Genomic DNA, 11,883 nt, shown 5'->3' with positions numbered 1-11,883 from the left:
CTAACCCTTTAGTATCAGGTCAGATTTTTCTTCACGGGAGAAGAAATATGAAAATTGTTAGCCCAATAAACAGAATTCGATGGGCGGTTATCTTTTCATTTAGCGGTGCTTTATTAGCAGGATGCTCAACGCCTTATCATCCCGCAGCACCGATTTCGAGTGTGAATGATGGAGGTTCATCTAGCCAACAATCTGCACCAAGAACGGTGCCGAATCCTCCATCCAATACTGGAATGAGTACGGCGATGCCTTCAGACAGACCTAATTTGTCGTCTAATAGTTCGATGGGAAATAATGCCTCTAGGCCTGTTTCAACCAGCAGTGATGGACGTATTGTTTATAACCGAGACTATGGCCGCATTTCTAAAGGAAGTTATAACGGAAACACCTACACCGTTCAGCGCGGTGATACTCTGTTTTATATCGCCTATATAACGGGTAATGATTTCCGTGAGTTAGCATCAAAAAACAATATTTCTGAACCATACAGCCTAAATGTAGGTCAGGTGATAAATATTGGTAATACAAATGTGAACTCGATCACACAAACGGCGTCAAATAGTCAACAACGCCCGGTTGATATTCAACCAACTAATGGGTATCCTGAAAATAGTAGCGGGCAGAATTCAGGTAAGATGTTGCCGAATAACAAGAAACCAGCCTCAACGGTTTCAACGACAACAGTGAGCCCAACCACTACGACTGCAACAGCAACAACTGGAAGTAGCACCAACAATTCGTCAATTAAATGGCGTTGGCCAGCAGATGGGAAGATGATTGAAGGCTTCTCTGATGCACAAGGTGGAAACAAAGGTGTTGATATTGCTGGTTCTCGCGGTCAATCTGTTATTGCAGCTGCTCCTGGTAAAGTCGTATATGCTGGTAATGCACTGCGCGGATATGGAAATCTCATAATAATAAAACATAACGATGACTACTTAAGTGCCTACGCACATAACGATACGTTACTTGTGCGTGACCAACAGGATGTTGCTGAAGGTCAAAAAATAGCCACTATGGGTAGCACCGGAACAAGTTCTGTTCGTTTACATTTTGAAATTCGTTATAAGGGAAAATCAGTAAACCCGTTGCGTTATTTACCGCAGCGATAAACTGGGCGGAGTGACACATTCCGTCCTCATTATCTTGGGTCGGAGTCACTGATGAGCCAAAGTTCGCTGAAAGTTAACGAGTCGTATAATGACCTCGATGAAAATGCGATGGATGACGCATTTGATGAGAGTCAATTTAAAGAAGAGGATCTAGTTTCCGAGCAGGATGAAGAAACGGACTTACTCCAAAGCGCGAGTCAACGTGTTTTGGACGCAACCCAAATTTATCTCAGTGAAATTGGATTCTCTCCACTCCTCACCGCAGAGGAAGAAGTCTTCTATGCCCGCAGAGCCCTTCGGGGGGATGTGGCATCGCGTCAGCGTATGATAGAAAGCAACCTTCGCTTAGTGGTAAAAATATCTCGCCGTTATAACAACCGAGGTCTTGCCTTACTCGATCTGATCGAAGAAGGAAATCTCGGGTTGATTCGTGCAGTTGAAAAATTTGATCCCGAAAAAGGCTTCCGTTTTTCAACCTATGCGACTTGGTGGATCCGTCAAACGATTGAACGCGCCATCATGAATCAAACCCGAACAATCCGTTTACCGATTCATATCGTCAAAGAACTCAATATTTACCTTCGTACAGCCCGTGAGCTTGCCCAAAAGCTAGACCACGAGCCAAGTCCTGAAGAGATAGCTGAAAAATTAGATAAACCTGTTGAAGATGTCAGCCGAATGCTACGTTTAAATGAGCGAATTACATCGGTTGATACACCTATCGCAGGGGATTCTGAGAAGTCACTGCTGGAAGTATTATCGGATGATAATGATTCAGGGCCTGAAAACACTATCCAAGATAACAACTTAAAAGAAAATATCGTTAAGTGGTTATATGAACTTAATCCGAAGCAGCGTGAAGTTTTAGCACGTCGTTTTGGTTTGCTGGGATATGAAGCGGAAACTCTGGAAGAGGTTGGGCGCGAAATTGGGCTCACTCGTGAAAGAGTTCGTCAAATTCAGGTAGAAGGTTTAAGACGTTTAAAAGATATTTTACAAGGCGAAGATTTAACGCTGGAAGCGTTATTTAATATGTAATCTGCCGTGTTAAAACACATGAAGCCCCTGTTGTCGTTGAAACAGGGGCTTTTCTTTTTAGTTGCTGGAATTAATTGGTACGCCGCTGTGGAACTTAAAATCATCGTCAGGCATTAAAATCAACTGCGCTTCAACTTCCCCATAAAAACGGACGCGTTCCGTAATGTTGGTTTTACTGAAAAGCTGGGCAAGTTGCAGATAATCCTGATAATGGCGCGCTTCTGAACGTAGTAATGAGGTATAGAAATTGGCCAGTTGCTCATCTAAGTGTGGTGCCAATTTGGCAAATCGCTCACAAGAGCGTGCTTCAATATAAGCCCCAATAATGAGCTTATCCACCAAGGTTTTCGGGTCATGAGGGTCTAAATGACTGAATAACCCTTTCGCGTAACGACCTGCGGTGATCCCATCATATGCAATGTCCCGTTGATGCATAATTTCTAGCACTTGGTAAAAATGGTGTAGTTCCTCCTTGATTAACAACACCATTTTATCAATCAAGTCTTGGCTATATGGAGACTGTTTTTTCGCTAGGATCTGTTTTGAAATTTGGTTCTTATTTTTCAATGTGTGAACATCACCAATGCGGTCATATGCAAAGGCTTCATAGGGTTTGAACCACTCTAATAAAATCGCTGCACTTTCTTTATCCACTGCGTATTTGCGAATTAAAAACATGGCACTTTGCGCCGCTTTTAATTCACATAGCAGATGATCCTTCAAAATTATCGGCAAATTTTCAGGCTGACTGGCTTTGTGGATCCATGCATCGGGCGTTTCACACTGCAAAAATTGCTTAATCGGCGCTAATAATTCAGCGTACTCATCCATGCTACTTATCCATTTCCTTTAAACGATATAACCAATCAAGGGCTTGGCGTGGAGTCAGCTTGTCAGGGTCGATTTCATCTAAAGCCGCTAATACTGGGGATGGCTCCTCTTCCACCGTCCCTAAGAAGCTCAGTTGAGCACTATCTACATGACTGGTATTGGCATTATTGGAGATAACTTCTAGCTCTTTGAGTTTTTGCTTCGCGCGTTTGATCACTTCTTTCGGGACGCCAGCCAGTGAAGCAACGGCTAAACCGTAACTCTTGCTCGCTGCGCCATCTTGCACATTGTGCATAAAGGCGATGGTATCACCGTGTTCAATCGCATCGAGGTGAATATTGACCGCACCTTCCAGTTTTTCCGGTAAGGTGGTTAATTCAAAGTAGTGAGTCGCAAATAAGGTCATCGCTTTAATGCGATTAACTAAGTTTTCGGCACAGGCCCACGCTAAAGAAAGCCCATCATAGGTCGATGTGCCGCGGCCAATTTCATCCATTAACACTAAGCTGTGTTCAGTGGCATTGTGCAGAATATTCGCCGTTTCGGTCATCTCTACCATAAAGGTTGAACGCCCAGATGCGAGGTCATCAGAGGCTCCGACGCGTGTAAATATACGGTCAATTGGCCCAATGACGGCTTTACTGGCCGGCACAAAACTCCCGATATAAGCCAGTAAGGTGATCAGTGCAGTTTGGCGCATATAGGTACTCTTACCTCCCATATTGGGGCCTGTAATGATCAGCAAGCGGCGCTGTGGAGAAAGAGACAGCGGGTTAGAAATAAAAGGCTCACTAAGTACTTGCTCGACAACAGGGTGGCGACCTTCTGTAATTTGAATGCCGGGTTTGTCTGTTAATTGAGGGCAGGCGTAACCAAGGGTATCTGCGCGCTCTGCGAGGGTGGATAGGACATCTAACTCAGCCAGAGCTTCAGCACTGGTTTGTAACGCGGCTAAATGCGGCAGCAGCATATCAAACAGTTCATCATACAAGGCTTTTTCGATAGCGAGTGCTTTGCCTTTTGATGTTAGTACTTTATCTTCATACTCTTTCAATTCAGGGATAATGTAGCGCTCAGCATTTTTCAGCGTTTGGCGACGAACATAATGAATTGGCGTGAGGTGGCTTTGTCCACGGCTCACTTGAATGTAGTAACCATGTACCGCGTTATAGCCCACTTTTAGGGTATCGATGCCCAGTTTTTCACGCTCACGAATTTCTAAGCGATCGAGGTAATCCGTTGCGCCATCGGCCAATGCACGCCACTCATCAAGTTCGCTGTTGTAACCAGGGGCAATGACGCCGCCATCACGAACTAAAACAGGTGGCGCATCAACAATCGCTTTTTCGAGCAAGCTTTGTAGCTCATCGAATTGACCAATACGTTGCGTTAGCGCACCGAGGTAGCCGCAATCTGATTGCGCCAGAATTTGGTGAATATCATGATATTGCTGGAATGCATGACGCATGCGCGTTAAGTCGCGAGGACGCGCTGAGCGTAATGCGAGACGAGCGAGTACACGCTCCAAGTCACCGATTTGGCGAAGGAACGGCTGTAGCTCAAAACCGTATTGTTGCAGTGCACCAATGGCTTGCTGGCGGTTGTTCAATACGGTGAGGTTACGCAATGGGGTATGAAGCCAGCGTTTTAGCATACGGCTCCCCATTGGGGTGACACACTTGTCCAGAATTGCGGCAAGGGTATTTTCGGTACCCCCAGCAAGGTTTTGGGTTAACTCTAAATTTCGGCGAGTTGCTGCATCTAAAATTACATTATCTTGTTGTTTTTCCATGATAATGCTACGAATGTGTGGCAACGAAGTTCGCTGAGTATCTTTCACATATTGAAGCAAGCAACCTGCAGCGCGTAAGGCTTTGTGCGCATTTTCAACGCCAAATCCGATTAAATCTTTGGTGCCAAATTGCAGGTTTAATTGCTGTTTTGCAGTGTCTAATTCATATTCCCATAATGGGCGGCGACGTAAGCCTTTATTAAGTTCAATCAATGACATGCTAGCGAAATCTTCAGGATAGAGTAATTCCGCTGGGCGGGTACGCTGAAGCTCGGCTTTTAATGACTCATCATCATCAATTTCACTGATGATAAAACGGCCCGATGCGATATCTAAGGTTGCAAAACCATAGCCTTGAGACTCTTGCCATACTGCTGCTAGTAAGTTGTCTTGGCGTTCATTGAGTAATGCTTCATCGGTGATGGTGCCCGGTGTCACAATACGCACCACTTGGCGCTCAACAGGACCTTTACTGGTGGCAGGATCACCAATTTGCTCGCAAATGGCGACAGATTCGCCCATCTGCACCAATCGCGCTAAATAGTTTTCGGCCGCATGGTGAGGAACACCCGCCATCGGGATAGGTTGACCGGCAGATTGACCACGCTTGGTGAGAGAAATATCCAGTAACTGAGAGGCTTTTTTAGCATCATCAAAGAACAGTTCGTAAAAATCCCCCATACGATAAAACAGCAAAATATCAGGATGTTGTGCTTTGAGTTTTAAGTACTGCTGCATCATTGGTGTATGGGATTCGAAACTTTGGTTTTCTGTCATGTTTTTAACTTGTTGAATATTTGATGTATTTATGGGCTTTTGACTTTCGGCGTAAACGCTATTTTATCTTTTTGTTAGGGTGAATTCGCGGAAAGTTGAAAGGGCGTTTGCGACCCTCATAGTAGCCCAGTTAAGGGAAAACTTGTACTGCTAATAACGGGGAATTTACCTCGCAATGTTATTGAGCAGCGGGTGAGCTAAGTTACAAGAGTTGAAGCAGCCAAAGTGGGTAGCCGTTCTTTTGAAATAGGTACAGGATTTCAATATTTACCCAGCAAGATGAAATGGGCATGTTTAGCTAACGGGTACAATTATGATATTAAAGGCTGCCAGTTAGCTATCTTAGAGCATGAATTCAAGAAATACGGTATTGGCACTGATTCACTATCTGTATTAGAAACGAACTTTATCAAAGATACGCTAGGGGTCGATGATAATCTCGTTAAAACTATCCGCTACGGTACTATATTTAATGCAGGCTCTGTTAGTTTGTCAGCGAAGGGAAATATGGTGAAAAAGCTACAAAAGCTCTATTCCAACGATTATGTATCAGAAATACTGGAACATTGGAAATTAGAAACAACAGAGCTATGCGAAAGCATAAATCAACTCATTGACGAGTATCTAAAAATAGGAAAGAAAAATAGGTATGGGCTTTCTGTCGTGAATGAGGTTGGGCAGCCATTCAATACCACAAAGCTAAAAACAAAAAATGGGGAGTGGAAGAAATGGCGTCGTGATGTGACGTAAGTTACTCGCCCATATGATTCAAGGGCTAGAAAGTCTCGCAGTCTATGATTATGTAAGCTCACACAGCGGTGTTTGTGCGCTAGAACATGATGGATTTGTGAGCTTATATAAGCTTGATGGTGATTGGCAGCACGAGTATTTGGAGGTAGTGTTGAAGCATGGTTGTTAGTAGTAAATCGAAATGTGTTCTTGTAGGATTTAGTATTTCATAGTTTATTTTCAATGCTTACAACCAAGTAAAGGAGGCTAGGCCTCCTTTACTACAAATTTATGGTAGAGTGCTCTTTATTATCTCATATATCTCGTCATTAGCGAATTGGGTCTTAAATTCAACTTTAATGGATTGACTTATCTGATTGAATAGCACCTGAGCATGTTCTATCTTACGCTTCTCTTCAAGCCGCAAGCTGTCTTTTCCGTCTACATTTTTTGTTTCAATGATAAAGTTTAAATAATCACCACTTGTAGTTTTAACTACATAAGCAAAGTCAGGGGAATACGTGTATCCTCCTGCCACAGGGATCTTAATGGAATTCTTGGGTATCTTTGTAAAAACAGCTACTGACTGTATTTCTCCATCAGTTATGTTGAGTCGTTCAAGCTCTGAGTCATAAAAGACTTCTTCAAAGAGATAAGAATCCAATGGCGGCTTTGTATTGTCATGTAACACACCAAGATCACTTGATAATACCTCGTTTAGAGGTTCACCATCTACGGTTGTGAATTTTGTTGGATGAATAGAGCTAGAAATTAGATTATAGCCAAGACTGAACTTGTTGAAAGAATTATTTAGTAAATACTTGCTAAAGCCGGATTTAATCTTTCTGATTGTCTGAATGTTCAGATAGTCAGTAATATTAATAGTGTCTTTTATATCACAAAATACCTTATGCAAAGTACCATGTTTAGCAAAAATAGTTTGTGATAAGTTATCAAGAAATTCTCGATAGCTCATTGTGTTTAGTTTAGCAAAGTTATCATCATCACTAACGATACTTTTCGACATTGCCGTATCATTATGGATGTAGATCCTATCAATGCGTGTATGCACGCCTGATTTAGTAAATCTATCTGTTTCTTCGAGCATAAATGACTTGAAAATAGATAAAAATTCATTTTCACTGCTTATTTTATACTCAATTACTGCTTTTTGATTGATTAAATCCCATAGTTCTTTCAGTTCGCTGAACTTGCCAATACGCATTTTAGTGCGTTTTTTCCCATCGGTAGCTTTTTTGATTTTGCTTGGTTTTACTCCAGTAGGGAATGCCGCTGGGTATTTACCTTTTAAGCGTGTATAGGAATCAGAATCTTTGAAGTTGTCATTATCATCAATGATTTCATCATCAAAAACTTCATTCATGAGTGCTCTGGATGAAAGCTCAGGATACTGAGATAGGATTTTATCTTTAAGTTCTTGAGTAAACTTACTTGGAACAGTTTCTTTGAAAGAGCTATCGTTGACCTCTTTGACAAGAGAATCGACAAAATCTTTTTCTGTAAAATCAACATAATAGTTGAGTGTAAAATTGCGGTCTTTCACACGGCACATATATTCATTAACCGGAAGACGCAAACCACGCCCTACCTCTTGAAGTTTTGATGTGGTGCTGCCGCTTGAACGTAGCTTGCAAATCTGAAAGACATTTGGGTTATCCCATCCCTCACGCAACGTCCATTTAGAGAAAATGAAACGTCGAGGATTTTTTAAAGATAATAGAAGCTCTTTGTCATGAAGGATTTCGTTGATTTCCTGCTCAATTTTGTCATCTTTATCACTGTTATCTTTTGAAAAATAACCACCATGAACAGAAGATATATCCTTAACAGTTTTTTCAAGGTAGTTTCTATAAAACTCATCTTTCTCTGTTTTTAACAGTTCAGTAGCTTCTGCTAAAACGTATTCTTCGAACTTAGTTTTCAGGCTTCCAGCGATATCATTACCATCACGATAGCCTTCAATGTCATCAATGAAGAAAAGAGTAAGGGGCTTTATGCGTGGCCTTTGTGTCAGATACTCTTTTTCTAACTTAAAGTGTTCTTTGATAGCTTTACGCATCATGTTATCAGCAAGTGTCTGATCGTAAGAATAGGGGTTTATCGAGCTACCAATTTTTAGCTCAATACCATTACTCAACACGGCTGTATTCTTGTTTAAAGCATCAAGAGCTAAATCATGGATCGCACTATGCGTTTTAGATAGTGATTCACCTTTGGCTAACTTAAATGTTTTTTTATTGCTGTTTTCATTCAGTTCAAATGTAGCTTCTTTTCCGTCAGATTTGACAAACTTGAGGTTGGCATTACCATCACCAACAATATCTTCAATATATGCATCAATACCTTTAACAAGATCTTCATTGAATGCATCCACGGCTGTAAGACGATAAACTAAGTTCTTATAGCCTTCACTAAAGGTTGCGCCATAACGAACAATATATTGAGCATTAAATTTTTCAATATTTTCCCATGTCTTTTTACCCGTAGGAAATTTATGAGGCTCATCAATGATAATGAATGGTTTTATCGCACTAAGCGCAGAAAATGGGGTATCAAACTGATTATCAAGCAAGCCAACATCATAAGTGTCAGTTAAAGACTTAGAGTTAATCATCCCTGAGTTGATTACAAGAATGTGTATATATTTCTTGTTGAAATTACTTGCTTCAACAAAATCATGAATAGCTTGGGGCATATACGATTTTGTGTTTTTACCAGAGCTTTTCTGACTCTCAACAACATAAGTCTTTAGCTCTCGCTCATAATCATCTCGAAAGTGTTCTTTTAAAGCATCACTTTTTAAAAAATTAATTGTTCCGGCTTTGATTGATAGTGTAGGAACAATAATTATAAATTTGTTAATGCCAAATGATTTATTCAGGTCAAAAATTGTTTTGGTGTAGGTATAGGTTTTACCTGTTCCTGTCTCCATAGAAATGTCAATGACGTTGCTTTTAGCATTGTAATTATCTTTTGAATGCTCAATACCATTGAACTTCTGAACATTTTTTATGTTGTTGTAGTATTGTTGTTCAGTAAGGCTAAGTTCTGGATTAGCTAACAAACGGATAGCAACATTATTAGTCTGATTAGGTATGGCGGATACAAAGACATTCATCACCGCATCTACACCTGCCTTCTGATGTGGTAAGTTCTTTTCGAAAGTGAACCCTTTAGACATGATTAGTTCCTCACCACCAAATCTAAATCAATAGATTTTTTATTAGCATAACTTTTTAGTGCTTCATTGAGTTCCATCTGTTTTGCGCTTTCAAAGTTGCTGCCATAAAACACTACTTTGTTTGGGGAAAAGTCTTTGTCTAAATCCAGCTTTTGAAGTAAAGCTTTCAAAGCCTTACTAGTAAAGTTAGGCGCAATCAGATACAGACGACCATCGCACAAGTGCGCTTTATAACCATTAAGATCAACATCTTCAATAGGTGTTGTCAGCAAACTGCCATCATACAGGCACCATGTAGTCAGTAGGGTGTCATATTGTTCAGGAGTCAATACTGCATCATCAAAAAATGTATGGTTAGAAAGCGTTAGTTCAGATTCATCTTTAGCCCGGAAATCATCAACTATTTCAAATGATTTGAATCCTAGATCACCGTTAAAATCAGGGTATTCTTTTTTAATTCTTTGGGATGCTCTTGAAAGTCGTTCTTTTGTTAATTCATAGATATTTTTAAAGCCTAACTCATGTGCTTCAGATGTTTGAGATGTCTGTTCTGGGATTTGTATAGAAATAAATCTTCTATTACCTTCGTCGTTAGCATTCATAGCCATTACTGCATGTGCTGTTGTACCCGACCCGGCAAAGAAATCTAAGATTAGATCATCTTTTGAAGCATTAGGCACTATATGTATCAGATTCTGTATTACTTGAAGTGGTTTTGGAAAATCAAAGACTTTTTTCCCATCAAATAATGAGCGAAGATCCCGTGCTGCCTTTTTATTACCTTCTAATTCAGTCCATAGAGGTGATGGACGTTTAGTTCGCCCTTCAACATAATATTTAACGTATGGCCACCATACCTCCTGTCCATTACGAGTGGTTTTTTTCCATAAAATCATATTGTTATTTACTTGCTGTAAATAAGTTTCCTTGCTGAATCTCCAACGACTTGCATAGCCAGCAGAGGCTATTGGGAAAACCTCATTACCGTCAGGATCTTGCACGGAATAATACATGTTAGGACGATCTTCTCTTTTATCATTACTTCCTGTTTTTCTCATTTGATCATAAGCATAGTAGCCCATATCATCCTTATTCTGAAAGCGTTTGAGATCATGGTCAGTTAACGGTAAGCCACTAAGATCGATATTATTTGATTTTGTATAAACTAAAATATAGTCGAATGAATTTCCTAATCCACCACTGTCCTGTCCTGTCGTCTGACCTGTCGCTCTAACTATATTTCCAACAAAATTTTGCTCGCTAAAAATTTCATCACACAGTATTTTTAGTTGGCTATGTTCGTGATCATCAATGGAGATATAGATTATCCCATCATCACGTAAAAGTTCACGAGCTATATATAGTCGAGGATAGATAAAAGTTAGCCACGCACTGTGGCTACTTGCTCCTTTAACAGTAAAATCGAGGATCCGTTTAGCTTCATCAAGGTCGATAACAGCCAGTTCAGAAAGCTGTTCAGGTGTAAAATTACGATCATCGTTATATAAAAATCCATCTGAGCCGGTGTTATATGGAGGATCAATATAAATCATTTTAACCTTTTCAGAATAAGCATTAACCATATGCTTTAATACTTCGAGATTATCCCCCTTTATTAACAGATTCCGACTGTTCTTATTCTCTTTACGTTGGTTATGATCTTTATCTTCGGTAATCAACGATTTTGGTGGTAAGTTAGCCAACAGCCGGGCATAGGATTTACCAAGCCAGTTTAAGCTGTATGACTCTTTAGAGAGTTCAACATCGGATGATTTGACGATCTCAAGCAGCTTTTCTTGAATAAACGCTCCGTTTTTATCAAAACACTGCGGAAAGTTAGCCTTTAAAACAGCAATTTGCTTACTGTTAGCAGTTTCAACTTCTGAAAAAATCGTTTCTTTTTGCATATCCATTTTAAACCTGATTATTAAGCTTTCGATTTGGTGGTGTTTTTGATTGAAGCTTCACTTAGACCTATGCGTAGTAGTTCTGCCGCCGCACCATCGATACTTTTGAAGACTCGTGCTTCATAAGGCTGTCTGGAGCTGCATAAGACTAATGGCTTACCTTCCCACTCTGAACCATCAAAAATCACGGTATACTCGCCTTTAGAGCCTTCTATTGTTGCTCTGTCAAGTAGACCTGATTTGACTCTTTCCTTAGCCATCGAGCTAAGGATGAAAATTCCACCATCAAGATCTGATATCATGGTTATAACCTCGTTATGTGATACTGAAACAATATCAAATATTGTTTCATTGATAAACGTTTGCTTTTCAAGCCATTCTAATGGTTGATAGCTTGAAATGCCCATCCGAGATAAAATTGCGCATCTGGCAATTGAACTAAGAGCTCAAAGTAGACGGAAATGAAATGACGTTCTGCTGTAAAATTTTTGATTA

8 protein-coding genes are annotated in these 11,883 nt (G+C 40.4%); 3 read left to right on the top strand and 5 right to left on the bottom strand.

Going from position 1 to position 11,883, the window contains the following annotated elements:
* Positions 1–47 precede the first annotated feature (47 nt).
* On the top strand, positions 48–1,112 hold the full coding sequence (gene nlpD, locus LDO73_RS13810; protein ID WP_224058688.1) for a murein hydrolase activator NlpD: 1,065 nt from the start codon (positions 48–50) through the stop codon (positions 1,110–1,112).
* 108 nt (positions 1,113–1,220) lie between these two features.
* Complete coding sequence (gene rpoS, locus LDO73_RS13805; RefSeq protein ID WP_423810892.1) at positions 1,221–2,150, top strand: RNA polymerase sigma factor RpoS; 930 nt, start codon at positions 1,221–1,223, stop codon at positions 2,148–2,150.
* 57 nt (positions 2,151–2,207) lie between these two features.
* On the opposite strand, the gene miaE is transcribed toward rpoS, so the two are convergent.
* Both miaE and mutS read right to left on the bottom strand, forming a co-directional pair.
* Positions 2,208–2,981 (bottom strand): tRNA isopentenyl-2-thiomethyl-A-37 hydroxylase MiaE, encoded by a 774-nt coding sequence (gene miaE, locus LDO73_RS13800; protein WP_224058682.1) that lies wholly within the window; start codon positions 2,979–2,981, stop codon positions 2,208–2,210.
* Position 2,982: 1 nt separating this feature from the next.
* Complete coding sequence (gene mutS / locus LDO73_RS13795; RefSeq protein WP_224058680.1) at positions 2,983–5,550, bottom strand: DNA mismatch repair protein MutS; 2,568 nt, start codon at positions 5,548–5,550, stop codon at positions 2,983–2,985.
* Positions 5,551–5,775: 225 nt separating this feature from the next.
* Between mutS and LDO73_RS13790 the strand changes: the two genes are divergently transcribed.
* A complete protein-coding gene (locus LDO73_RS13790; protein ID WP_224058677.1) occupies positions 5,776–6,300 on the top strand; it encodes a hypothetical protein in 525 nt (174 codons plus the stop codon).
* 268 nt (positions 6,301–6,568) lie between these two features.
* On the opposite strand, the gene LDO73_RS13785 is transcribed toward LDO73_RS13790, so the two are convergent.
* The 3 genes from LDO73_RS13785 to LDO73_RS13775 are packed head-to-tail and all read right to left on the bottom strand — an operon-like array spanning position 6,569 to position 11,795.
* Positions 6,569–9,481: a type III restriction-modification system endonuclease gene (locus LDO73_RS13785; RefSeq protein WP_224058674.1), complete on the bottom strand. Its 2,913-nt coding sequence runs from the start codon at positions 9,479–9,481 to the stop codon at positions 6,569–6,571.
* Positions 9,482–9,483: 2 nt separating this feature from the next.
* Complete coding sequence (locus LDO73_RS13780; protein WP_224058672.1) at positions 9,484–11,394, bottom strand: site-specific DNA-methyltransferase; 1,911 nt, start codon at positions 11,392–11,394, stop codon at positions 9,484–9,486.
* Between the two features lie 14 nt (positions 11,395–11,408).
* On the bottom strand, positions 11,409–11,795 hold the full coding sequence (locus tag LDO73_RS13775; RefSeq protein WP_224058670.1) for a hypothetical protein: 387 nt from the start codon (positions 11,793–11,795) through the stop codon (positions 11,409–11,411).
* Positions 11,796–11,883: the final 88 nt, after the last annotated feature.

Origin of the sequence: Providencia alcalifaciens, assembly GCF_915403165.1 — a bacterium.
GTDB classification, from domain to species: Bacteria; Pseudomonadota; Gammaproteobacteria; order Enterobacterales; family Enterobacteriaceae; genus Providencia; species Providencia alcalifaciens_C.
Note: the sequence above shows the minus strand (reverse complement) of the source record. Positions and strands in the feature narration are given on the sequence as shown.